This window comes from Arthrobacter koreensis (assembly GCF_009193255.1).
Classification (GTDB): domain Bacteria; phylum Actinomycetota; class Actinomycetes; order Actinomycetales; family Micrococcaceae; genus Arthrobacter_B; species Arthrobacter_B koreensis.
Genome location: NZ_WACG01000007.1, coordinates 41,505 through 63,479, shown reverse-complemented (window position 1 = coordinate 63,479; position 21,975 = coordinate 41,505). Strand labels below are relative to the sequence as shown.

Annotated in this window: 22 protein-coding genes; 5 read left to right on the top strand and 17 right to left on the bottom strand. The window is 65.6% G+C overall.

Annotated elements, in window-relative coordinates; all coding sequences use genetic code 11:
* Positions 1–79: 79 nt before the first annotated feature.
* Entirely contained in the window at positions 80–1,699 is a 1,620-nt protein-coding gene (gene hutH, locus GD628_RS14305) for a histidine ammonia-lyase (RefSeq protein WP_152275201.1), read from the top strand.
* A 9-nt stretch (positions 1,700–1,708) separates the two neighbouring features.
* Entirely contained in the window at positions 1,709–2,023 is a 315-nt protein-coding gene (locus GD628_RS14300) for an acylphosphatase (protein WP_152275200.1), read from the top strand.
* Between the two features lie 277 nt (positions 2,024–2,300).
* On the opposite strand, the gene GD628_RS14295 is transcribed toward GD628_RS14300, so the two are convergent.
* The 9 genes from GD628_RS14295 to GD628_RS14255 all read right to left on the bottom strand — a co-directional run bounded on the left by GD628_RS14295 (position 2,301) and on the right by GD628_RS14255 (position 10,825).
* The gene (locus tag GD628_RS14295) at positions 2,301–3,164 is read right to left on the bottom strand and encodes a hypothetical protein (RefSeq protein ID WP_193313287.1); all 864 of its coding nucleotides are present in this window, start codon (positions 3,162–3,164) and stop codon (positions 2,301–2,303) included.
* A gap of 164 nt (positions 3,165–3,328) precedes the next feature.
* Complete coding sequence (locus GD628_RS14290) at positions 3,329–4,405, bottom strand: NAD(P)/FAD-dependent oxidoreductase (RefSeq protein ID WP_152275198.1); 1,077 nt, start codon at positions 4,403–4,405, stop codon at positions 3,329–3,331.
* Complete coding sequence (locus tag GD628_RS14285) at positions 4,398–5,195, bottom strand: protein phosphatase 2C domain-containing protein (protein WP_152275197.1); 798 nt, start codon at positions 5,193–5,195, stop codon at positions 4,398–4,400. Before GD628_RS14285 ends, GD628_RS14290 begins: the two co-directional genes overlap by 8 nt.
* A 20-nt stretch (positions 5,196–5,215) precedes the next feature.
* Positions 5,216–6,106, bottom strand: a complete 891-nt coding sequence (locus GD628_RS14280) for an aminoglycoside phosphotransferase family protein (RefSeq protein ID WP_152275196.1) — start codon at positions 6,104–6,106, stop codon at positions 5,216–5,218.
* Between the two features lie 127 nt (positions 6,107–6,233).
* Positions 6,234–7,751, bottom strand: a complete 1,518-nt coding sequence (gene gatB / locus GD628_RS14275) for an Asp-tRNA(Asn)/Glu-tRNA(Gln) amidotransferase subunit GatB (protein ID WP_091606402.1) — start codon at positions 7,749–7,751, stop codon at positions 6,234–6,236.
* On the bottom strand, positions 7,751–9,253 hold the full coding sequence (gene gatA, locus GD628_RS14270; protein WP_091606411.1) for an Asp-tRNA(Asn)/Glu-tRNA(Gln) amidotransferase subunit GatA: 1,503 nt from the start codon (positions 9,251–9,253) through the stop codon (positions 7,751–7,753). Before gatA ends, gatB begins: the two co-directional genes overlap by 1 nt.
* An 8-nt stretch (positions 9,254–9,261) precedes the next feature.
* Complete coding sequence (gene gatC / locus GD628_RS14265) at positions 9,262–9,558, bottom strand: Asp-tRNA(Asn)/Glu-tRNA(Gln) amidotransferase subunit GatC (RefSeq protein WP_091606413.1); 297 nt, start codon at positions 9,556–9,558, stop codon at positions 9,262–9,264.
* Positions 9,559–9,723: 165 nt separating this feature from the next.
* On the bottom strand, positions 9,724–10,218 hold the full coding sequence (locus tag GD628_RS14260) for a GNAT family N-acetyltransferase (protein ID WP_152275195.1): 495 nt from the start codon (positions 10,216–10,218) through the stop codon (positions 9,724–9,726).
* A gap of 160 nt (positions 10,219–10,378) precedes the next feature.
* Entirely contained in the window at positions 10,379–10,825 is a 447-nt protein-coding gene (locus GD628_RS14255; protein WP_091606942.1) for a TraR/DksA family transcriptional regulator, read from the bottom strand.
* Between the two features lie 315 nt (positions 10,826–11,140).
* Between GD628_RS14255 and GD628_RS14250 the strand changes: the two genes are divergently transcribed.
* Positions 11,141–11,392: a hypothetical protein gene (locus tag GD628_RS14250; protein ID WP_091606418.1), complete on the top strand. Its 252-nt coding sequence runs from the start codon at positions 11,141–11,143 to the stop codon at positions 11,390–11,392.
* A gap of 35 nt (positions 11,393–11,427) precedes the next feature.
* On the opposite strand, the gene GD628_RS14245 is transcribed toward GD628_RS14250, so the two are convergent.
* Positions 11,428–12,228 carry an inositol monophosphatase family protein gene (locus GD628_RS14245; protein ID WP_152275194.1) on the bottom strand — a complete coding sequence of 267 codons (801 nt, stop codon included), beginning with the start codon at positions 12,226–12,228 and terminating at the stop codon, positions 11,428–11,430.
* A complete protein-coding gene (gene ligA / locus GD628_RS14240) occupies positions 12,225–14,471 on the bottom strand; it encodes an NAD-dependent DNA ligase LigA (protein ID WP_152275193.1) in 2,247 nt (748 codons plus the stop codon). The genes GD628_RS14245 and ligA overlap by 4 nt, the downstream gene beginning before the upstream one ends.
* Positions 14,472–14,646: 175 nt before the next feature.
* On the opposite strand from ligA, the gene GD628_RS14235 reads away from it, so the two are divergent.
* Together GD628_RS14235 and GD628_RS14230 are read left to right on the top strand one after the other, a co-directional pair.
* A complete protein-coding gene (locus tag GD628_RS14235; RefSeq protein WP_152275192.1) occupies positions 14,647–15,090 on the top strand; it encodes a YciI family protein in 444 nt (147 codons plus the stop codon).
* 4 nt (positions 15,091–15,094) lie between these two features.
* A complete protein-coding gene (locus tag GD628_RS14230) occupies positions 15,095–16,375 on the top strand; it encodes an RNA polymerase sigma factor (protein WP_152275191.1) in 1,281 nt (426 codons plus the stop codon).
* A 125-nt stretch (positions 16,376–16,500) separates the two neighbouring features.
* Here GD628_RS14230 and GD628_RS14225 read toward each other — a convergent pair whose 3' ends face one another.
* The 6 genes from GD628_RS14225 to GD628_RS14200 are packed head-to-tail and all read right to left on the bottom strand — an operon-like array spanning position 16,501 to position 21,810.
* Positions 16,501–17,388, bottom strand: a complete 888-nt coding sequence (locus GD628_RS14225; protein WP_152275190.1) for a hypothetical protein — start codon at positions 17,386–17,388, stop codon at positions 16,501–16,503.
* Between the two features lie 21 nt (positions 17,389–17,409).
* Positions 17,410–17,907, bottom strand: coding sequence for a hypothetical protein (locus GD628_RS14220; protein ID WP_152275189.1), 498 nt, complete (start codon positions 17,905–17,907; stop codon positions 17,410–17,412).
* Positions 17,892–20,690 (bottom strand): hypothetical protein, encoded by a 2,799-nt coding sequence (locus tag GD628_RS14215; protein ID WP_152275188.1) that lies wholly within the window; start codon positions 20,688–20,690, stop codon positions 17,892–17,894. The genes GD628_RS14220 and GD628_RS14215 overlap by 16 nt, the downstream gene beginning before the upstream one ends.
* 53 nt (positions 20,691–20,743) lie before the next feature.
* Positions 20,744–21,127 (bottom strand): DUF6507 family protein, encoded by a 384-nt coding sequence (locus GD628_RS14210; RefSeq protein ID WP_091606435.1) that lies wholly within the window; start codon positions 21,125–21,127, stop codon positions 20,744–20,746.
* Between the two features lie 3 nt (positions 21,128–21,130).
* Positions 21,131–21,436: a pore-forming ESAT-6 family protein gene (locus GD628_RS14205; RefSeq protein ID WP_091606437.1), complete on the bottom strand. Its 306-nt coding sequence runs from the start codon at positions 21,434–21,436 to the stop codon at positions 21,131–21,133.
* A 38-nt stretch (positions 21,437–21,474) separates the two neighbouring features.
* The gene (locus GD628_RS14200; RefSeq protein ID WP_055240353.1) at positions 21,475–21,810 is read right to left on the bottom strand and encodes a hypothetical protein; all 336 of its coding nucleotides are present in this window, start codon (positions 21,808–21,810) and stop codon (positions 21,475–21,477) included.
* Positions 21,811–21,975: the final 165 nt, after the last annotated feature.

The window sequence follows — 21,975 nt, the reverse complement described above, 5'->3', positions numbered from 1 at the left end:
ACTTGCGGATTACCACCCGGTGCATTTCACTGGTTGAAATGCCAGTACCACTGTGCGGCATTTCACGGTTCGGCGGGCAATGCCGGCAGCACACAGACAGGATGACGTTTTGGTTCTCTTTTCTCAGGAATCCGCCCCCGGCACGGTCCGCACCGTCAACGTTGGCACAGGGCCCCTGGAGCCCGGGGAGATCCTGGCCGTGGCCCGCGGAGGTGCCCGGGTGGCGCTGACTGCCGAGTCCCTGGCGGGCATGCGGTCCTCACGTTCAGTGATCGAATCACTTGCCGCAGACTCGAAGCCCCACTACGGCGTCTCCACGGGATTCGGGGCACTGGCGACGAAACAGATACCTCCCAGCCAGCGCACGGTCCTGCAGCGCTCGCTCGTGCGCAGCCATGCGGCGTCGTCCGGCCAGGAGGTGGACCGGGAGGTGATTCGAGCACTGATGCTCAACCGGCTTTCCACCCTCGCTACCGGACGTACAGGTGTCCGCCCGGAAGTTGCATCGGCTTATGCCGATCTGCTCAACGCAGGCATCACTCCCGTCATTGGCGAGTACGGTTCGCTCGGCTGCTCCGGTGACCTGGCCCCGCTGTCCCACTGCGCGCTGGCGCTCATGGGCGAGGGCAGGGTGCGCGACGCCGATGGGAAGGAACTGGAGGCCTCCGCGGCACTGGCGGCGGCTGGCCTGGAACCCCTGGAGCTGCAGGAGAAGGAAGGCCTGGCGCTGATCAACGGCACTGACGGCATGCTTGGCATGCTCACCCTGGCCATCGCGGACCTGCACCGGCTGCTGACGGTTGCGGACATCGCGGCGGCAATGAGCGTCGAGGGCCTGCTGGGGACCGAGGCCGTGTTCGCCGCTGACCTCCAGGCGCTCCGTCCGCAGCCCGGACAGGCAGAGTCCGCTGAGAACATCCGGACGGTCCTGCGCGGATCCGTGCTGGTGGAGGAACAGAAAACCGGAGAGTTCACCCGGGTGCAGGACGCCTACTCCCTGCGCTGCGCTCCGCAGGTCCATGGGGCGGCCCGGTCCACCCTGGCGCATGCCGAGCACGTGGCGGCATGTGAGCGCGCCTCCGCCGTGGACAACCCGGTGGTGACCCCGGACGGCCGGGTTGAGTCCAACGGCAACTTCCACGGCGCTCCCGTGGGCTACGTCCTGGATTTCCTCGCAATCGCCGTCGCGGACCTTGCCTCCATGAGCGAGCGGCGCACCGACCGGTTCCTGGACCGCAACCGCAGCCACGGACTGAATGCTTTCCTTGCCCATGACCCCGGCGTGGACTCCGGGCACATGATTGCCCAGTACACCCAGGCCGGAATCGTCTCCGAGCTCAAACGGCTCGCCGTACCAGCATCAGTGGACTCGATTCCGTCCTCCGCCATGCAGGAAGACCACGTTTCAATGGGATGGGCGGCCGGACTGAAGCTCCGCAAAGCCCTGGATGGGCTCACCCGGGTCCTGGCCGTGGAAATTCTCACCTCGGCACGGGCCCTGGATATGCGCGACGGCGGCCTTCACTCCTCCCGCAGCGCGCCGGTCTCCGCGGCAGTCCGTGCTGCCGTCCGGTCCGTCGTGGACGGGCCGGGACCCGACCGGTACCTGGCACCTGAGATTGAGGCCGTGTACCGGCTGGTGGCGGACGGATCCCTCGTTGCTGCCGCAAACGCTGTACTGGAGGCTCCTCTCCACTAGGCTGCAGGCATGAATTCGCCACGTACCCCGGATTCCACCGGCGCATCAGGAGACGAAGTACGCGTCACGGCAGTGGTGCGCGGCGTAGTCCAGGGTGTCGGCTTCCGGTACCGGGTACTCCGGCAGGCAGCGAAGCTGAATCTGACCGGGTCCGCGGTGAACCAGCCGGACGGCTCCGTGGTGATTACTGCCGAAGGGCTGCCGTCCGCAGTGGACGGGCTCGTGGAGTGGGTTCGCTCCCCCGCTGCGCCGGGCGTGGTCGAGAGCGTCGAGGAACACCATTCACCGGCAACGGGAGAGTTCAGCAGCTTCGACGCCGGGTAACCGCCTTTGGAGACCGCCGGGGAATTGAGGCGGGTCCGCAGGCCGGCGACCCGGGAATGAAAGCCCCCGGATGAGAGGAACAAAAGACCCCGGACATGAAGAACGCCGGCAGACTGTGGGGTTGGTTGGGGGGAACAACCCTAGTCTGCCGGCGCCGGATAGTTCACTACGCTATCCATTCATCACTCGCACCCTTATGAGGTAATAACTACGTTAGGACAGCGGTCTGGAAAGCTCCTGTCAGCAAGCTGGCAACTTCCTGAGAGTGGCAGGAGGCCTACGCTGCGCGCTTCATATCCTGGCCTGCTGCGGGGCCGCTGCAGGCCTGATGTGCGGTCTCGCTGCCCGGCCCCTTTCCGGAAGAAGCTGCCTTCTTTGCAGCCGGAGCCGCGGTCTTTTTGCCGCTGCCCTTGCCGCCGGCCTGAGCCGAAGCCTGCTTGCCGCCCTGGCTGTTCGCCTGGACCGGGCGAGGCTTGCTGCCCTTCTTCTTTTTGGACGAAGCTCTCTTGTTCACCACTGACTTGCCTGCGGACGTATTCTTCGCGGCCTGGGTCGTGGCCTCGGGGGCAGGCGCATCGGGTGTGCCCGCAGCCTTCGCGGGGAGGTGGGGTGCAGCCGCGGCCGGCGCTGGATCAGCGTCCGCAGCGACGGCAGGACCAGCTACCGCGGAGGCGCCCCCGGCGCCATGCCTGCGCCCCAGCAGCTCGCGGGCAAATGCACCTTCGGCACCGGGTTCACGGAGGACCGGGACGGCGGCAGCCACCTGCGCGGTGTCCGCGGCCCACGGGGACACTGCCGGACGGGTTCCGGGACGCGCCGGGGTGAGGGCCGCGCGGATTTCTTCGGCAGCAAACCGGGTCGCATCAATGAACGCTGCAGCAGCTGCATCTTCGGGTGAATGTTCAACCCTGCGCACGGCGGAGCGCTTCAGAAGCCGGTACGCAGCGGAAACCACCACCAGGATTGCCACGCCCGTTCCATACATCATGGCCAGGGACAGGGCCAGGGAAGTCGTCCCGCCGGAGAAGGATCCATACCCCGCGACTGCCAGGACAAGCCACACCAGGCTCACCACGGTAATCACGGAACGGGCTTTGACGTAGAAGGGACGCTGCTGCACGCCCGCTAGCTGCGGCGGCATGATTTCTGGCACTGACGAGACCTCTCAAAAGCACAAACAGCAGGACTGAAATAGGAAATTGGCCGGAGCCGGCCTGCCCTTCAACTGTAGGTTTCCCGTGCCCTTCAAATGACCATTCCCGCGCCGTTTCCGCGATTCGTTATCCGTCTGGGATGAGAGATTCGTCACAGCCCCGTACGCATGGGGGAAAGTGCTTCAGACACGTCCAGGAAAGGCCGCTGGCCAAGCAGCTGCGCGGCGGCTAGTTCGGCTATTCCGGACGAGGTTTGGAACCCGTAGCCGCCCTGTCCGGCCAGCCAGAAGAAGCCGGGAACGGCGTCGTCGAAACCCACCACGGGCACACCGTCAGCGGCCTGCGTGCGCAGCCCTGTCCAGGCTCGGACAACTCGTCCCAACTCAAGGCGGGTCAGCGAGTTGACCAGTCCTACCAGGTCTGCCACGTCCTCAGGCCGGTGCCGGGCGTCCTCCGGCGGGCTGGGAACCGCTTCGGACGGGGAGATCAGCACACCTTCAAGGTCCGGCCGGTAGTAGAAGTTGTCCAGCGCGCCTGCAACCATCGGACCGTCCGCAGCGGGCGGATTGCCGGCCTCGACTATTGCGGCGGTTCGCCGGTATGGCTGGAGTCCGCGCGGGCGGACTCCAAACAGGCCCGCCACTGAATCGGCCCAGGCACCGGCCGCGTTCACGACTACCGCCGCGCTGAAAGTGTCCCCGCCCGCAGAGACCAGCCACTCCCCCTCGCCGCCGCTGACGGCATCCACCCGGCGTCCGGTGAGGATACGGCCCCCGCCGGCCAGGATCCGGGCCCGGTGCCAATCCATCAGGATGTCCGTGTTGCAGGAAACGGATGTTGTGTCCAGCCCTGCGGCCTCAAAGCTGCCGGCGGCCAGTTCCGGGGCCAGGCCCGTCGCCTCGGCGATGGTGATCGGGTGCATATGCCCGCTCGCCCTGTCCCGGACGTCCTCCTCGCGGCCCACGAGCATGAAGGACCTGGGCCGCAGGATCGGCTCGGGCAGGCCGGCCTCCAGTTCGCGGATCAGGGCAAGGGTGCGAACAGTGAGGTCCTGGACTACCGGCGGCCCGTAGCTGGGAATGAGCTGCCGCGCGGAGCGCGAGGACGTGTGGTAGCCAAGTTCGTTCTCGGCTTCCAGGAGCACGACGCCGGTCTCCCGGGCCAGGCGCGAGGCGAGGGAAAGTCCGGCGATGCCGCCGCCAATGATGAGTACGGGAATCTCAGGCACCGGGCACCACCGTGAGGATCGTCGCGTCGTCGGCTTTTTCCCCAATCGCTTCCTGTCGGCGGCGGAGTTCGAGCATCAGCTGCTGCGCTCCAACGGGCGTTGATGCCGCCCGGAGGAAACTCCCGGGCCCATCCACCAGGCCCAGGTCCACCGCGCGCCACGCGCCGTCGGAGGCAAGGACCACGCGCCGCGGTGCGGGAAGCCGCACCAGGTGAGCGTGCTGCACCGCTTCCGGCTCACGCCGGGCAACCCAGAGTCGTCCCGGGGTATTGCGCAGCTCCCGGTCCCGGCGGAGCAGTTCCAGCGCCTGGTCAGGATTGGCGGGGTGTTCGCTGTGGACACGTTGGTCCGCAGGTTCGCTTGTCACGTGCACGACTGATCCGTCCTCCAGTTCCACTGCCGCGTGGCAGTCTGCCAATACCATCACGTCGACGCCTTCCCTGGTGAGCTGCGCGAGGGCCAGGGCCGCACTGGGAAACCGTTTGTGCTCATTTCCGGCCCTCTCCTCGGCCACCCGGGCTACCCCGCGGAGGGCATCAGCCAGTACGCCTCCGGCCTCGGAACCACTTTCGGGGCCCGGCTGGGCACCAGCGCTTTCGCTGAGCAGCAGGTCCAGGGTCCGGGCATACCAGGACGGGTTGGACGCTCCGGGGAGGTCCAGTTCCGGCAGCAGGGACGTTGCCCCGTCAATAACCCAGGCGCTGGCGGCTGCATAGCCGCAGGTGTCCTCCGTGACGTGCCCGTCCCCTTCGGTCTGGACACGGACGGAGTGACTCCAGGAAATGGGCATAGCCCATTCTGGCACGCGTCCTAGAGCCAGGAGAGGTCATCCGTGAGGATCTCCATGAGGGTCTCCGAGCCCACCAGGTAGAGCCCGGGGTGGCGCTGCGCGCCCGCAAGCAGGTTGGACGCCATGCACAGCGCCCAGCCGCGGGCCCGCAGCCAGATGGCCGGATCGGCGTCGTACCGGCCGTCCAGGAAGGTACGGAACGCGTGGCGTCCCGCGGCGTCGAACACCAGCCAGGCCGCGGCAAGGTCAGCGGCGGGATCTCCCGCAGTGAGGTCGCCAAAATCGATTACGGCCTGCAGGGTCCCGCTGCCTGAAATGAGATTGGCCGGGTGCAGGTCCCCGTGCAGCCATACCGGCCCAGAGTTCCAGCCCGGAAGTTCCAGCGCCTCTGCCCAGAGCTCCTCGACCCGGGCCGCGTGCGGCACCATCCCGGAGTGCAGCCGTTCCTGCACGGCCTGGTCCCGGGAGGCCAGCGGACCGCCAACGGCGGGATTACGGGGATAGTCCGGCGGGGCCGGTTTATGGAAGGCATTGAGGAACGCTGCCAGCGGAGCCGCCAGCGTCACGTTGCGGTCCCTGGGCTGCAGGGACACATCGAGTCCGTCATACCAGGAGCTGATGCTCCAGGGGTAGGGATACGGTTCCTGGGGCACCCCGCAGTAAATCGGCACGGAGGTTGCCGTTGCCAGTCCGGCGGTGAGCTGCGGCAGCCACTGCTGCTCTTTGGCCATCAGCTCGGCCGCCTCATCCCGCCGGGGAAGGCGGACGGCATACTCGCGGCCCAGCCGGAAAACGTGGTTGACCCAGCCGTCACCCACCGGAGTAACCGACTGGTCCGCCAGCTGGGGCTGCTGGGCCTGCAGCAAGCCGCGGACCAGCCCCGCATCAACCCGGAGCTGGGACGTTGGCATGCCTGGCACCCTACCTTGGCGCCGGGCGCAGCGGCAGGGCTGCAGACGCGGAACGGCCCCGGTTCCGGTGCATCGGGTGGGATTGACCGTCAGCACCGGCCCCGGGGCCGTTCCAGGTTTGGTGCAGCTAGGCGGAAACGCCCAGGCGTTCCAGGATCAGCTCCCGGACGCGGCCGGCGTCTGCCTGTCCGCGGGTTGCCTTCATGACCCCGCCGACGATCGCGCCGACGGCCTGGATCTTGCCGCCGCGGATCTTGTCCGCAACGTCCGGTGCTGCCGCGAGGGCGGCGTCGATGGCTTCGAGCAGGGCGCCGTCGTCAGAAACCACTGCCAGGCCGCGCTTTTCGATGACTTCCTCCGGGGTTCCTTCGCCGGCGAGGACGCCGTCGAGGACCTGGCGGGCCAGCTTGTCGTTGATCTTGCCGGCCTGGACCAGGCGGTCCAGCTCAACGATCAGCTCGGGCGTCACGCCGGTGTCCACCGGATCGACTTCGGCTTCCTTGGCACGGCGGGCGACTTCGCCCATCCACCACTTGCGGGCCACCTGGGCGGAGGCGCCGGCTGCGATGGTCTCTTCGATGGCTTCCATCACGCCGGCGTTGACGACGTCACGGAACTCCGCGTCGGAGTAGCCCCAGTCTGCCTTCAGGCGCTTGCGGCGCTCGGCAGGCGGCTCGGGCAGCCGGGAGCGCAGTTCCTCGATCCACTCTTCCGTGGTGACCACGGGCAGCAGGTCCGGTTCCGGGAAGTACCGGTAGTCATCGGCGTCGGACTTCGGCCGGCCCGAGGTGGTGGAACGGGTGTCCTCGTGCCAGTGGCGCGTTTCCTGGACGATCTTCTCACCGGATTCGAGGACGGCGGCGTGCCGCTGGATCTCAAAGCGGACGGCGCGTTCGACGGCGCGCAGCGAGTTGACGTTCTTGGTTTCCGAGCGGGTGCCGAACTTTTCCTGGCCGTGCGGGCGCAGGGAAACGTTCGCGTCGCAGCGGACGTTGCCGCGCTCCATCTTCGCGTCGGAAACACCGAGGTTCTTCACGATTTCCCGGATGGCTGCCACGTAGGCCTTGGCCAGTTCAGGCGCGCGGGAACCGGCGCCCTCAATCGGCTTCGTGACGATTTCCACCAGCGGGACACCGGCACGGTTGTAGTCCACCAGGGAGAAGTCGGCGCCCTGGATACGCCCCGCGGCGCCGCCCATGTGGGTGAGCTTTCCGGCGTCCTCTTCCATGTGCGCGCGTTCGATTTCGACTCGGAACACGGAGCCGTCCTCAAGCTCAACGTCCAGCCAGCCGTCGTACGCAATGGGGTCTTCGTACTGGGAGGTCTGGAAGTTCTTGGGGGTGTCCGGGTAGAAGTACTGCTTCCGGGCAAAGGTGCAGGATTCGGCGATCTTGCAGTTCAGCGCCAGGCCGATCAGGATCGAGTACTCCACGGCGGTCTTGTTCACCACCGGCAGCACGCCGGGCAGGCCAAGGTCCACGGGGGTCACGTTGGTGTTGGGCTCGTCGCCGAACACGTTCGGAGCGTCCGAGAACATCTTGGTCTTGGTGTTGAGCTCCACGTGGACCTCGAATCCCAGCACCGGGTCGTACTTCTCCATGGCCTCTTCGAAGGGAAGGGTCTCTTCCTGGGTGTGCACGGACATTACTTTCCTCCTCCGAGTACGGGTGCCGAGGCAAGCAGCGGGCCGCCCCACTTCTGCTCCAGCAGGCCTTCCAGTGCCGCGCCGGCACGGTACAGACGCACATCTTCGCGGGCCGGTGCCAGGAACTGGATGCCCACCGGCAGTCCGTCGGCCAGGCCGCCGGGGATGGAGATGCCGGGCACGCCGGCCATGTTGGCCGGGATGGTGGCGACGTCGTTCAGGTACATGGCCAGCGGATCGTCCAGCTTCTCCCCCAGCTTGAACGCGGTGTTCGGCGAGGTCGGGGAGATCAGCACGTCAGCCTGCGCGAAGGCGGCGCTGAAGTCGCGCTGGATCAGGGTGCGGACCTTCTGGGCCGAGCCGTAGTAGGCGTCGTAGTAGCCGGCGGAGAGGGCGTAGGTGCCCAGGATGATGCGGCGCTTGACCTCGTCGCCAAAACCGGCGGCGCGGGTGGCGCCCATGACGCGCTCGATGGTGAGCGGCGGGTCGGCGGGCAGGCGGCGCATGCCGTAACGGACGCCGTCGTACTTCGCCAGGTTGGAGGAGGCCTCCGAGGGCATGATCAGGTAGTAGGCGCCCAGGGCGTACTTGAAGTTGGGGCAGGAAACCTCAACGATTTCCGCTCCCGCGTCCTTGAGCAGTTCCAGGGACTCGTCGAAGCGGGCCTGCACGCCGGGCTGGTAGCCCTCACCCTGCAGTTCCTTGATGACGCCAATGCGCATACCTGCGACGCTGCCGTTGCGGGCGGCTTCGGCAAGGTTGCCCACCGGGTCGGTCAGGGAAGTGGAGTCGCGCGGGTCATGTCCGCCGATGACTTCCTGGAGCAGCGCGGCGTCCAGCACGGTCCGGGACACCGGGCCGATCTGGTCCAGTGAGGAGGCCATGGCGATCGCACCGTAGCGCGAGACGCCGCCGTAGGTGGGCTTCACGCCCACGGAACCGGTGACGGACGCGGGCTGGCGGATGGAGCCGCCGGTGTCCGTGCCGAGGGCCAGCGGTGCTTCGAAAGCGGCCACTGCTGCTGCCGAGCCGCCGCCGGAGCCGCCGGGAATGCGGTCCAGGTCCCACGGGTTGCGGGTGGGGCCGTAGGCGGAGTGCTCGGTGGAGGAACCCATGGCGAATTCGTCCAGGTTGGTCTTGCCGAGCATCGGCATGCGGGCGGCACGGATCCGGGAGATCACGGTGGCGTCGTACGGGCTCATCCAGCCCTCAAGCATCTTGGATCCGGCAGTGGTGGGCTGGCCCACCGTGACAATCAGGTCCTTGATGGCGATGGGAACGCCGGCAAGCGTGTGCAGCTCTTCGCCGGCAGCGCGGGCCTTGTCCACACCGGCGGCAACCTCGAGTGCCTCGTCGGTGTTGACGTGCAGGAAGGCGTTGATCTCGCCGTCCACATCGGCAATCCGGTCCAGGTGGGCCTGGGTGACCTCGACGGCGGAAACCTCGCGGGCGGCGAGCTTCTCCGCCAAGACGGCAGCGGGAGAGGTAATCAGTTCACTCATGGAAGTCTTTACTCCTCATCCAGGATGGCAGGGACCTTGAAGCGGCCTTCGGCGTTGTCCGGAGCACCGGACAGGGCCTGCTCATTGGTCAGCGTCTGCCCCACGACATCCTCGCGGAACACATTCGCCAGCGGGATCGGGTGGGAGGTAGCCGGGATGTCCTCGCCGGCAACTTCGCTTACGGATTTGATCGAATCCACGATGACATCGAGTTCGCCGGCCATTTTGTCCAGCTCGTCATCGGTCATCTCAATGTGGGCCAGCCGCGCCAGATGCGCCACAGCCTCACGATTGATCTCAGACATGAGTCTCCCATGCGTCTTATGCAGTATTTTCGGCCTTACGCCGGTATCCGTACCAGTCTACGGCGTTTGGGCTGCCGGTTCGGTGGCCCGGACATACAGGGCGCGGCTGCTTCACGGCGGGAGTGAAGGCAGGGTCCGACGCCGATGCCTGCGTTTGACCGGGAGCTAGAGTTCCAGCCGGAAGACCCACAGCACATAGTCTTCGCCCGGAACAGTCCAGTCCCTTTCGGGCACGCGCTCGAAGCCCAGGGACAGGTACATGCTGTGCGCGCCGAGCATGCTGGTCATGCTGGTGAGGGAAACGGCGTGGATTCCGTCCAGGCTCCGGGCGTGCTCCACGATTGCGGTGACCAGGGCGCGGCCCACTCCCCCGCGCTGGACGGCAGGGTCAACGGCCAGCATGCGGAATTCGACTTCACCTTCGACGGCGATGTCCGTGTAGGGCTGCCCGGCGAACGTAACGGCCGCGGAACCAGCCACGGCGCCGTCCTTCTCCGCTACCCAGAGTTCGGCGTGCTGGTCCCGGTGTTCAACGTTCTCCAGCTCCTGGACGTAGGGATTGTCAGCGTCTATGAACCCCGCCTTGAGGTATGCCTCGCGGGTGATCCGGCGGATGTCTTCATAGTCAGCCGGTGTTGCCCGCCGGACTGTGATGCTCATGGGTGTTACGAATCCTTACGTGGTGGTTGATTTCCACGGATGATTCTATCGGCGCACCCGCACCTCCATGCGCCGGTGGTGACGGCGCACACAGCGGCTCAGGCCGGAGGGTCCGGCGGCAGGCGGGCACCCGTCAGCGGGCGGCGTCAGCGGGCGGTCATCAGCGGCGTCGGGCGGCAGCGGCGCAGGCAACGCAGAAGCGCGCCTCGGGACGGATCTCCAGCCGGGCTTCGGGAATGGGTTCGCCGCAGCGTTCGCAGATTCCGTAGGCGCCGTCGTCGAGCCGCACCCTGGCGTCCAGCAGTTCCACAAGGGAAGCTTCGAGCGCGGTGAGCATGGCAACCTCATTCGCCCTCTCTACGGTGACGGTGGTGCCCTCTGGATCATGCTCGTCATCCGCAGGTGTGTCCTTGGCAGCCGCAGTCACTTCCCGGATATCCGCAAGCACGGCGTCGATCTTGGCGCGGGCGGAGTCTATGTGCTCGTCGAGAATCGCGGCGAAGCGGGCGGTGTCCAGGCCCTTGGGCGTTTGGAGCTTCTGTTCCTGGACACGTGCGGTGACGACTGGTGCCAGCTTGCGCGATGCCGCTGTAACTTTACGTGGCATGGTGCGTCCTTCCGGGTCCATGGATCTCGCTAAGTTGTCCCATTATCCGCGCGGGAACGCCAAATTCCTGCCCCTTCAACGGCCGCTTTCCTCTGGGCTTAAATCTCCGCTACATCCCCGCGGCGGGAGGGGCCGGTGTGGCCCAAGTGGCCCAAAGCTCAAGATTTGCTCAAGACCGACGCAGGAAACCCATAATTCTTCGCCTCGGGCAGAAATCGGGTAGTCCGGACCGGCCTTTTCCCGGCGATCTTTGGCTAGTCTCACTTCACCGTTGCTGATTGGTCTCGCAACGGAGTTCTATTACTGGGGGTAGACATGAAGCAGGAAATCCGGCTTGCTCCGGGCATGATCGTCAGCTGCCAAAAGGGCATCAGCTCCGTGAAGCTGCGTGTCATGGGGGCCAGCCGCTGTGACGGCTGCAGCACCATGGGCGTGATTGTCCAGGTCATGGAAGACGCCGTGGTGGACAACTTCCATTACTGGAAAGGGCACGTCATTGTGATGGACCGGAACAAGATCACGGTCGACTCAAAGACGTCTGTCCCGTCCTGGACCGGCGCCTACTAAGCGTCCGGCATCCACACGGCCACCCTTGAGCCCGCTTAGGCCGGGGGCACCAGCCAGGCCGTGGTCACCGCTGCCAGCCGCTCGGCGTCGCCCATTTTTCGGTCCGGCGAGCCGGGACGGCTGACCGTCAGGCCAGCTTCCTCCGCGATGAGCGCACCGGCCGCGAAGTCGTGCTCGTTTAGACCCCTCTCCGCATAGGCGTCCAGGGTTCCGTCAGCCACCATGCACAGGTCCAGTGCTGCCGAGCCGAGCCTGCGCAGGTCAGCAAATCCGTCCATCAGCTCCCCCAGCGCGGCGTACTGTTCGGCGCGGACAACAGGTTCGTAGGAGAAGCCCGTGCCCAGCAGCCGGCCCGTTCGGTCGGGGTCCGGGCCGTGGAGCTGCCGAAGGGTGCCGTGCTCTGCCAGCCAGGCGCCGTGGCCTTTCGCAGCCCAGTAGACACGCACCAGCGCCGGTGCGTGGACCACCCCGGCCAGCCACTCGCCGTCGGCGTTCACCGCGGCCACGGACGTGGCGTAAAAGGGAATGTTGCGAATGAAGTTGGTGGTCCCGTCCAGCGGGTCCACGGACCAGCGGATACCGGAGGGATCCTCCGGAACGCTGGCCTCCAGTTCCTCACCGGTCACCGCATCGAAGGGGCGCAGCCGGTGAATGATCTCCCGGACCGCGTATTCTGCCTCGGTGTCATAGGCGGTAACCCAGTCGCCGGAGGCGCCCTTGTTCTCAACGTGCAGCCCCGCCTCCGACCGTTTGGCCAGCACAGCGGCCCCGGCGGCAGCTGCCTGCCGGGCGACGTCGAGCAGTTCCAGCGGGTCAGGGGCGGGTGCTTTGGTCATGGCGTGGTTTCCTCGTCCTCTGCGTTGTCTTCTGCGTTGTTGGCCGAACCTGAGTCCAGAGGTCCGTTTTCAAGCAGCTGGCGGAATCCGTCCTCGTCCAGGACGGGAACTCCCAGCGACTCAGCCTTGTCCAGCTTGGTGCCGGCGTTCTCCCCCGCCACCAGATAGTCGGTTTTCTTGGAGACGGAGCCTGAGGCCTTGCCGCCGCGGGTGATGATGGCTTCCTTGGCCTCGTCACGGCTGAAGTTCGGCAGGGTGCCGGTGACGACGACGGTGAGGCCCTCCAAGGTGCGGGGCTGGGAGTCGTCCCGTTCGTCGGCCATGCGGACGCCGGCGCGGGCCCAGGAGTCGACGATTTCCACGTGCCAGTCTTCGGCGAACCATTCCTCCAGTGCTGCCGCGATGGTCGGGCCAACACCGTCCACGTGCGCGAGCTGCTCCTCGGTGGCTGCCCGGATGTTCTCCATGGAGCCGAACGCAGTGGCGAGGGCGCGTGCCGCCGTCGGGCCTACGTGCCGGATGGACAGTGCCACCAATACGCGCCAGAGGGGCTGGGACTTGGCCTTTTCGAGTTCTTCGAAGAGCTTGCGGGTGGTGGCCGACGGTTCGGAGGGCTTCTTCGCGGTGCCCTTGGTGTAGAAGTAGGGAACCAGCTCGGTACCCACCACGACGCCTTTGGATCGTTTGGGCCGTTCGATCCGAACGTCTGCCAGGTCTTCGATTTTCAGGTCGAAGAGTCCTGCCTCACTGGTCAGCGGCGGGGTCTCCGGTTCCGCCGGGGACGTCAGCGCGATCGCAGCTTCCCATCCCAGTGCCTCAATATCGAAGGCTCCACGTCCGGCCAGGTGGAACACCCGCTCGCGCAGCTGGGACGGGCAGGAACGGGCGTTGGGGCAACGGATATCGACGTCGCCCTCCTTCGCCGGCTTCAGCTCGGTGCCGCAGGAGGGGCAGTGCGTGGGCATTACGAAGTCGCGTTCGCTGCCGTCGCGGAGTGCGACGACGGGACCCACGATTTCGGGGATGACGTCGCCGGCCTTCCGCAGCACCACGGTGTCACCGATCTTGACGCCTTTGGCCTTCACCACGTCCTGGTTGTGCAGGGTGGCCATCTCCACAGTGGATCCGGCTACCTTGACCGGCTCCATCATGCCGTACGGCGTGACGCGCCCGGTGCGGCCCACGTTCACCCGGATGTCCAGCAGCTTCGTGTTCACTTCCTCCGGCGGATACTTGTACGCCACGGACCAGCGCGGCACCCGGGAGGTGTGGCCGAGCGCGCGCTGCAGCGCGAAGTCGTCCACCTTGACCACAATGCCGTCGATTTCGTGGGCCAAGCTGTGCCGCTGCTCGCCGTTCACAGCGATGAACTCCAGCACCTCGTCATAGGTGTCCAGCACTTTGTAATACGGCGAGGTGGGCAGGCCCCAGGCCTTGAGCAGCTCGTAGGTCTCCGACTGGCTGGCGGCTCCCAGGCCTTCCCGGGCGCCGATGCCGTGCACGTACATGCTCAGCGGGCGTTCCGCAGTGACCTTCGGGTCTTTTTGCCGCAGCGAGCCGGCGGCTGCGTTGCGCGGATTTGCGAACGGCGCCTTCCCGGCGTCGACCATTTTCTCGTTGAGGCGGGTGAACTCCTTGGACGGGATAAAGACCTCGCCGCGGATTTCGACCTCGGAGGGAAGGTTCTCACCTTGGAGGCGGCGCGGGATGGAGGCAATCGTGAGGACGTTGTGGGTGATGTCCTCGCCGGTGGTGCCGTCGCCGCGGGTGGCGGCCCGGACCAGCTCGCCGTTGCGGTACAGCAGGTTCACCGCCAGGCCGTCGATCTTCAGTTCGGTCAGCCAGCGGACCTTCGACCCGGGTGCGATAGAGGCAATGGACGCTTCGGCGCGCTTGACCCAGGCGTCGAGTTCATCCAGCGAGAAGACATCTTCCAGGCTGTACATGCGGGAGAGGTGTTCCACCGGGGCGAACGCCGCAGACACTTCGCCGCCGACTTCCTGGGTGGGGGAATCGTTGGTCACCAGTTCCGGGTGGAGTGCCTCGAGTTTCTCAAGCCGGCGGTACAGCTGGTCGAACTCGGCGTCGGAGACCAGCGGGGCGTCCTCGTTGTAGTACGCGAAGCGGTACTTCCGCACCTGGTCGGAGAGAGTCTCATATTCTTCGCGCAGGCTGTCGCTGGGAGGGGTGTCCGTGCTGACGGCGTCGACGGCTTCTTCGGGGGAGGTCTTGGCTGTGCTCACCTACCCAATCTTGCCGTATGTACGACGGCGGCGGGAGCTTTGCGGGGCCTGCCGGCTGCCGCGCGTCCCGGGTCCGGGAAAAAAATTCCCGCCGGCTGTCGATATCCATGCGGCCGGTTCGACGGCATAGTAGGAGGCGCACAACGCACTCCCCCAAAGAGGTCAGGAGAATGCCATGAAGTACATGATGATTATGCGGACCACTGATGCGGCCGTTGAAGCGTCCAAGGACATGCCGTTTGAAGAGATCATCAATGCCATGGGCGCCTACAACGAGTCAATGATCAACGCCGGAGTGCTGCTGGCCGGCGAAGGACTGGCCGAGGCAACGGAGGATGCCAACTTCCTGGTGGACTTCGCCCAGGACCCGCCGCTGATCACCGACGGACCGTATGGCGAGACCCACGAGCTCTTCAACGGATTCTGGATCATCCAGGCTTCCTCCAAGGAGGAGGCTGTGGAGTGGGCCAGCCGGTGCCCGCTTGGCCCCGGCGCGAAGCTGGAAGTCCGGCGGGTTACCGATGCTTCCGACTTTGAGGACTTCGCGAACAACGAGTACATCCAGAAGGAAGAAGGATGGCGCGAGCAGGCAGAGAAGCTGCGCGCCGAGAACCCATAGCGCTATGACTTCCGTAAACCCGGCGGCAGAGGACGCGGCTGGTGAGGACGCAGCGGCCGCGGCAGTCCGCCAGAGGATAGACGCCGTTTGGCGGATTGACGGTGCCGGGATTGTCGCGGCGCTGGCCCGTGCCACCGGGGATCTGGGTCTGGCGGAGGACGTTGCCCAGGAAGCGGTGGCTCAGGCCCTGGCACAGTGGCCGGCCGAGGGCGTGCCGCGGAACCCGGCTGCGTGGTTGACCGCCGTCGCCAAGCGCCGCGCGATTGACGCCTGGCGGCGGGCGGAGCGACTTCAGGACCGTTACACAGATCTCGGCAGGGAGCTCCGGGACGAAGCCGCCCCGGAGTGGGATCCGCTGCCGGATGACGTCCTGAAACTCATCTTCGTGGCCTGTCATCCGGTGCTGTCCCGTGAAGCACAGGTCGCGTTGACCCTGCGGATTGTGGGTGGGCTGTCCACCGCGGAGATTGCCCGGCTGTTCCTGCTTCCGGTGGCCGCCGTGCAGCAGCGGATTCTCCGGGCAAAGAAGACGCTGGCGGCGGCCAGGGTGCCGTTTGATGTTCCGGTACCGAATGAGTGGGGAGCCCGGCTCGGCGGGGTGCTCGCGGTGATCTACCTCCTGTTCACGGAGGGATACGCTGCGTCCGCCGGACAGTCGTGGATGCGCCAGGACCTGGCAGCAGAGGCACTGCGGCTGGGGCGGCTGCTGTCCCGGCTCGTTCCGCAGGAGCCTGAGGCCCTCGCCTTGGTGGCCCTGATGGAGTTCCAGGCATCGAGGTTCCGCGCTCGAACCCGCGCGGACGGGTCCCCAGTGCTGCTCGACGAGCAGGACCGCACACTGTGGGACCGAGCACAGATTGAGCGCGGAAGGGCTGCCATGGCCCAAGCTGATGCTCTGGGGCGGGGCCGCGGAAACTATGCCTTGCAGGCCGCGATCGCGCAGTGCCATACGGTTGCGCCGAGTGTGGAGGGTACGAACTGGAAGCGGATCGTGCTGCTGTATGAGGCTTTGGGCCGGCTGGCACCGTCTCCTGTGGTGGAGCTAAACCGCGCCGTTGCGGTTTCCATGGCGACCGGTCCGGCAACGGCTCTGGAGATGGTGGACCGGCTTGCTGCCTCGGGTGCGCTCCGCGGCTCGCATCTGCTGCCCAGCGTACGGGCTGAACTTCTCTCCCGCCTCGGCCGGGCGGAAGAGGCACGGGCTGAATTCAGTGCTGCCGCCTCGCTGGCGCGCAATGACCGGGAGCGGGAGGTCCTGGAGCGCCGTGCGGCTGGAATGCCTTAGCGCGTCAGCAGATCGTGCTCGGTCAGCACGACGTCGCTGAGGTCTTCCCAGCGGAACGCTCCGTGATACTCGCCCCGTCCGGCAATAATGATCTCCGGGATTTCTCCTCGGCGAATCTCACCTGGTCACCCCCGGAACGCCAGGGACGGCAACCGGTTCTGGACCACCTGAACATCCTGCACCTGCGACTCCGGCACGACCGTCCAATACACGCCGGCATCAGCCTTGTTCAGCCCCAACGCCTCGGCCCGGTCCGCGTTATGCCCCGTATAGAACAACCGGTAGACCTGCCCATCCTCGCCCTGGGCTACGTCGGTGATCCTGAACGGCTCACCCTGCCACGAACACGTTGCCAGCAGCTCATAGAAGTCCTGGATCTCCCCCAGTCCCACCGTCCGGCGCCAAACCCCCTTCGGGGTCCGCTCAAAACCCTCCACCCCGGGATCCGACGTGGCCGCCACTTCAACGGAACGGCCTTCATTCACCAAGTCTGCACGGAACACCTGCCCCTGCCAGACCGCGGACCAGCCCATAATGTGCGACGGGGTATGCGTACCAGGCCTGGAAATCCCCGAGGCATCGGACACACCCCAGCCGGTCGCCACCTCAAAATAGACGGCAATCAGTTCCTCGGGCTGCCCGGCCCGGATACGCCACAGCTCGGCTCCCGGCGGAATGGCACATTCATCCAGGAAATACGACGGCACCACACCACCGGACCACGCCGCGAAACCCGTCCCCGTAAACGGCGGACGGTCCACAAACTCCGGATCCGCCGCATCGTGCACATACACGGACAACGGCACCTGGAACCGCAGCACATCAACGTACCCGGCGCCCCGGTCCCACGGCGACCCCGGGAAATCCAGGCAGTGAACAGCAAACAAGTCCTCCGGCGTCCGCGCATTCACAGCATCCCCGGCGTTCACCACAAACCCCGAAACCGTATCCCGGTTACCACCTACCAGGAACTCAACATGCGCCGGACTCAACGCCTTCTGCAAAAAAGTCATTACTACCCTTCGGTAGGTCAATCAGTCAGTGCCATATGGAATAGTTTCTACTCTGATATCCCGAACTCGGTCTGCGGGAAGCCAGCCACCGACAAATACGTGTTCCAACGGTTCATTCTCGCTAAACGGCTTGAAATTGTGGTTGTTGATGAGTTGGCGCTTGTACTGCGCAGCCATCGGGTCAATGCTTTCCACAGCCAGATTCCCCTCATCATCTTCCGCGATGAGCACAAAGTTACGTCCCGGACCCATATTCCCCGTCACCTCGACGCTGTGCCGGTTGGTAACTTCGTCTGCCGGGACATCCAAGCTGTGGGTAAGGGGCGTTTTTGCAAATCGGTTCGGAAAGGTTGCAGTGTGCCATTCCGGTCCTGGCGAATCGCCGCCGTTCTGCACCAAGGTCAGATACCCTTCATATGGCTTCAGCGACCACAGCTCAAATTCTCGTCCCTTCCATGTCCCGTAATTTCCTGTGAGTTTTGTCCCGTCTTTGCGCCACATAATTACAGGCTCATCCATCCAGTTTTTTGATTAAAGACTCCCACTAATACTTCGTTTCCGTCCCTGTCGATCCGCCACATTTCCGCACCCGATTCCATTATCACACCCCTGTCGACCTTGAGTTCCGGCACCACAGGCAAAGCTTCAACCCTGCTGCTCGTGAGGCCATGACCGGTGTTCGGCCATTCCGCGCGGTCAGCAAGTGTTCCTGCTCCCCCTTCGGTGTTCGCGTGTTCCCGGTAGGTTGCGACATCCTGCTCCATGAGCCGAATATCTTCGGGCGTGAGGGCTCCGTTGGCCTCTCTGACCTGCTCTGCGACCCGGTCACGGCGCAGCTCCTCGACGCGGAGATGGTTGGAATAGTCCGGGATGTGTATGGGGGCTGCGTTCTGCGCGTGGAAACGCACCGCGTACACGGCTTCGGTTTCTCCCACCTTGTAGGGCATTCCGCCGTTGTGCGGAAGGGCGTAATCCAGCCTTAGGCCGAGAATGATCTCGTCCACGGTCCGCAGTAGTGCCGTGTCCGACGCCTGCGAGATGAACCCGCCCATACTGCCTGCATAGCGGTCCTGATTGGCCAGGACTATGCGGGCATCCTCAGCCCCCATGATCTTCTGGAACGGTTGGCTGATGTCCCCGCTGCCCAGCAAATGCCGGACGTCGTGCACCAGGACCGCCTGCGCATCGGTCAGGTCGTAGTAGTAGCGAGTTGGGATTCCCCGCAGCGCGTTCTCCAGCGGGCCGGCATCGGGGCGAACAGGTCCACGGACCTCGCCGTCGAAAGCCTTCTCCAACAGGTCAGCAACCTGCGTCTCCACCACATTCGGCGGCAGCTTACCGTCCGGGCCGCGCAGCCCATCCAGGGCCTGGAACTCCGCCGTCGGAAGATGGGTCGCAAGGAAATCGTCGGTGTTCTTCCACGTCGCAGGATCCAGGGAACGCTGCAGCTGCGCAATCTGGTCGTTCCGGGTCGAGACAGCATGCGTGCGGTCCCCGAGGCCCACCCTCTCTACCCGGCCCTCAGCGTCGTAGTGCACAACGGGCTTGGGCGCTGGTGCATCCGGCGCATCCGGCGCGTCAGCTGACGCTGGCGAATCAGCGTCACCGTTCCGTGGTCCGCCGGCAGCATCGTCAACCGCTGCAGCCCCAGGGCGCACATCGTCGGGATCGCCCTTCGCACCCGGGCGTGCGTCGTCGACGTCAACGTGCGCCGCTGGAGCAGAAGTATCCGTTGTCTTTCCTGACGGCGTGCGGTCCTCCGGCACGGCATGCCCGGGCCTGCCTGACGGCGGTTCGGCGCCAGTTCCGTTGCTGCGCGCCGGGGCATCCGGAGCGGATGTCCGGCCGCCGCCGGAGGACTCGGGAACGTTCGTACGCACCGGAGCATCCGGCGTCGTCGTGGAATGCGGGACGGTGGCCCCGCCCCCCGAACCACTGCCGGTCCGAACCGGCGGAGTATCCGGAGTGAAGGCCATGACGCGGGTGCCCCCTCCGCCAGCAGCGGCCACCGCGGGCGTGCCAAAGCGGCCGTGGCCGGCGTTGGCCAGCGCGGCATCCACCTTGTTCACAGCCGCCCGGCCCGAGTCGATGAGGAACTGATCCGCTGCCTGCCACGCAGCGCCGACCTTCCCCACGGTCACGCGGGAGGTATCCACCACCGTGGTGATCGCATTGATCTTGAACGCCTGCGCGGCGTCGGTAACCTTCACCGTCACGCCGGCTACCTTGCCGATGCCAGAGGCATTCACCACGGCCGAGACCTTGCCGGAGGCATTGGCTATGTCACCGATCTTCCCCGCCACGGAACCGACCTTCGCCGTAGCACCCGCACCGGCCGTCAGCAGGATCGAAGCCAGGTCGAACGACGTCGCTCCGGCAGCGTACGCGGGATCGGTCTGCCACTCATCCCAGTGGATGGCTGCCTTGCCAACCGCCAGCAATTCATCCCCCGCCTGCTGAACACGGTCACTGTTGCCGCTGGCATGCAGGGCAATCTGGACCACGGGGCTGGTCATGATGGCGAGGTTGACCGCGAGGTTCCCCAGTCCCTTCCAGGTCTGTTCGAAGGCCTCCGCGCCGCCGAGACCAACCATATTGCCGAGTCCGGTGACTGTGCCGGTAACACCGCTCCAAACACCCTTGCCAAAGGAGGCCACGCCGTCCCAGGCGTCCCGGTACCAGGGTTTATCCCATTCGGTGGGCTGCCCCCAGGGAACGTTGCCTTCCACCGCAGCGGCATCGAGCTGTTCTCCGCTGAAGCCGAACTCCACCTCGCCCGTTCCGGCGCCTTCTTCAGTGGTCAGCACATACTTCGGGCCGCCGTAGATGGCACTGATCGCGTTGGCGCAGACGCGCTGGGCTTCCTGGAGGTCCGAGTACAGCCGGTTCAGGTCGCCGATAATGTTCTGCTCAGCTTGGATCAGGCCTTCGTCGTCGTCCCAGTCGTCCTGGCTGCGTCCACGGATCCGGGAGAAGAAGTTGGCGGCGTCTGCCTTCACCGCGTCCAGCCGCACCTTCAGGGCATCCACGGTATCCGCGTAGGCCAGGACAGCTTTGTCGACGGTACCGACGTCCGCATCGAGATCGGCGGCGGAGGACGTAACCGGCCGGAAGGCGTTGAAGACCACCTCGGAACCGGCAATGTCATACACATCCGGTGACTGCAGGTGTCCCCATGCGGCTGCGGACTCCTCAGCGGTACCTACGACGTCGCCGACGGCGCTGACCAGCGCGGAAGCCGCGGTGCGGATCACTTCCGGATCCGGCAGCACAGCCTCGAACGCTGCGATGTCGATGCTCAATGGTTTCCCCCGGGTTGAACTGGATACGAGTACTGGTCGGGCCTGCGGCTGGCTTAAAGGGGCTGCGGTCCTGGCCCGTAGTGGGCCGCAGGTTCGGGAGCCGGAGGCGGATCGTCCGCCGCAGACTGCGCGGCACGCATGGACGCTTCGCGGGCATCGCCGGCCATCTGCCCGTCTGATTCGAGCAGGATGGCCAAGACGTTGTTGACCGCGTTCACAGCGTTCGAGGAGCGTCCGGCAATATTGGTGAAAGCCGGGTTGATCAGCTTCTCGGTGAGGGAACCCAGTTCGGTTGCCACCGGCTCAGCCATGCAGGCCGTGGCCAGCTCGCTGATCTTCTCCCCCACGGCAGCAAATTCGGTACCGTATTCCTCCAGCAGGGGTGCCACCTGCTGGAGGACTCCGGATACGGCGCCGGGGTTGACGTTGTAGCTCATCGGCTAGCCAATGTTCTGGACAGCGCTCCTGGCACGGGAGCCCGCGCTGGAGGCCGTCTGGTCATTCAGGTTAAGCGTCTGCTTGACCAGCGCGATGATGTTGCGGGTCTCGTTGGCGGCATTGCGGAAGCGGTTCTCCACCGCCTGGTACTCCTCGGAGACGCCGTCCGCCTGGAAGTCGGACATAGCCGCGTTCACGGCTTTCTCGCGTTCTGCGATCAGGGACTCAAGCCGGGCAACAATGGCCTGGATGTCTCCCTGCACGGCAGCGGAAGTATCGGTGTCATAGCTCAAACGGTCCTGGGACATGGCAATTCCTTCTCTAAGACTATGGAAAGGGGACGGAGTTAGCGCGAGGAGCCGAAGCGTGCGGCGTCAAAGCTGGCCGCGCCCTGCTGCTGGGCTGCGTTGTCCGCGGACTCCTGGTCGCCCATCTGGAAGGAACGGTCCATTTCCGACTGGCCCATAAGGATCGCCGACAGGGAGCTGTTGAGCTCATTGGCGATCTCATCGGTGCGGGCCTTGAACTCATCAAAGCGCACCCGGCCCTGGCCGTTGAACTTGCCCTGGAGCGGGGTGACGGCGTCCATGAGGTTGCGGACCAGCTGGCCCAGGTCCTCATTGGAGTGTCCCGTCTGCTGCGTCAGTGTGCCCAGGGTCGAGGACCCCATATCAAATTTCATTCGTCTACCACCTCCGGCACCTGCGTGCCATTCGTCCGGTCATTCCCCCCGCTGCCGGTGCTCCGGCCGTCCAGGGCCACACAGGGTGGCCTGGCTTCCGCGCGGTACCCCCTCATACAAGCCGCACTTCCTCCGACCCGCAATGGGGAGAACTACCCATGTGGA

What these genes read in the sequence shown, in the direction of transcription:
- hutH (WP_152275201.1), top strand. Translation starts at nt 80, where the DNA reads ATGCCGGCAGCACACAGACAGGATGACGTTTTGGTTCTCTTTTCTCAG.
- GD628_RS14300 (WP_152275200.1), top strand. Translation starts at nt 1,709, where the DNA reads ATGAATTCGCCACGTACCCCGGATTCCACCGGCGCATCAGGAGACGAA.
- GD628_RS14295 (WP_193313287.1), bottom strand. Translation starts at nt 3,164, where the DNA reads ATGCCGCCGCAGCTAGCGGGCGTGCAGCAGCGTCCCTTCTACGTCAAA.
- GD628_RS14285 (WP_152275197.1), bottom strand. Translation starts at nt 5,195, where the DNA reads ATGCCCATTTCCTGGAGTCACTCCGTCCGTGTCCAGACCGAAGGGGAC.
- GD628_RS14280 (WP_152275196.1), bottom strand. Translation starts at nt 6,106, where the DNA reads ATGCCAACGTCCCAGCTCCGGGTTGATGCGGGGCTGGTCCGCGGCTTG.
- gatB (WP_091606402.1), bottom strand. Translation starts at nt 7,751, where the DNA reads ATGTCCGTGCACACCCAGGAAGAGACCCTTCCCTTCGAAGAGGCCATG.
- gatA (WP_091606411.1), bottom strand. Translation starts at nt 9,253, where the DNA reads ATGAGTGAACTGATTACCTCTCCCGCTGCCGTCTTGGCGGAGAAGCTC.
- gatC (WP_091606413.1), bottom strand. Translation starts at nt 9,558, where the DNA reads ATGTCTGAGATCAATCGTGAGGCTGTGGCGCATCTGGCGCGGCTGGCC.
- GD628_RS14260 (WP_152275195.1), bottom strand. Translation starts at nt 10,218, where the DNA reads ATGAGCATCACAGTCCGGCGGGCAACACCGGCTGACTATGAAGACATC.
- GD628_RS14255 (WP_091606942.1), bottom strand. Translation starts at nt 10,825, where the DNA reads ATGCCACGTAAAGTTACAGCGGCATCGCGCAAGCTGGCACCAGTCGTC.
- GD628_RS14250 (WP_091606418.1), top strand. Translation starts at nt 11,141, where the DNA reads ATGAAGCAGGAAATCCGGCTTGCTCCGGGCATGATCGTCAGCTGCCAA.
- GD628_RS14245 (WP_152275194.1), bottom strand. Translation starts at nt 12,228, where the DNA reads ATGACCAAAGCACCCGCCCCTGACCCGCTGGAACTGCTCGACGTCGCC.
- GD628_RS14235 (WP_152275192.1), top strand. Translation starts at nt 14,647, where the DNA reads ATGAAGTACATGATGATTATGCGGACCACTGATGCGGCCGTTGAAGCG.
- GD628_RS14230 (WP_152275191.1), top strand. Translation starts at nt 15,095, where the DNA reads ATGACTTCCGTAAACCCGGCGGCAGAGGACGCGGCTGGTGAGGACGCA.
- GD628_RS14225 (WP_152275190.1), bottom strand. Translation starts at nt 17,388, where the DNA reads ATGACTTTTTTGCAGAAGGCGTTGAGTCCGGCGCATGTTGAGTTCCTG.
- GD628_RS14220 (WP_152275189.1), bottom strand. Translation starts at nt 17,907, where the DNA reads ATGGATGAGCCTGTAATTATGTGGCGCAAAGACGGGACAAAACTCACA.
- GD628_RS14210 (WP_091606435.1), bottom strand. Translation starts at nt 21,127, where the DNA reads ATGAGCTACAACGTCAACCCCGGCGCCGTATCCGGAGTCCTCCAGCAG.
- GD628_RS14205 (WP_091606437.1), bottom strand. Translation starts at nt 21,436, where the DNA reads ATGTCCCAGGACCGTTTGAGCTATGACACCGATACTTCCGCTGCCGTG.
- GD628_RS14200 (WP_055240353.1), bottom strand. Translation starts at nt 21,810, where the DNA reads ATGAAATTTGATATGGGGTCCTCGACCCTGGGCACACTGACGCAGCAG.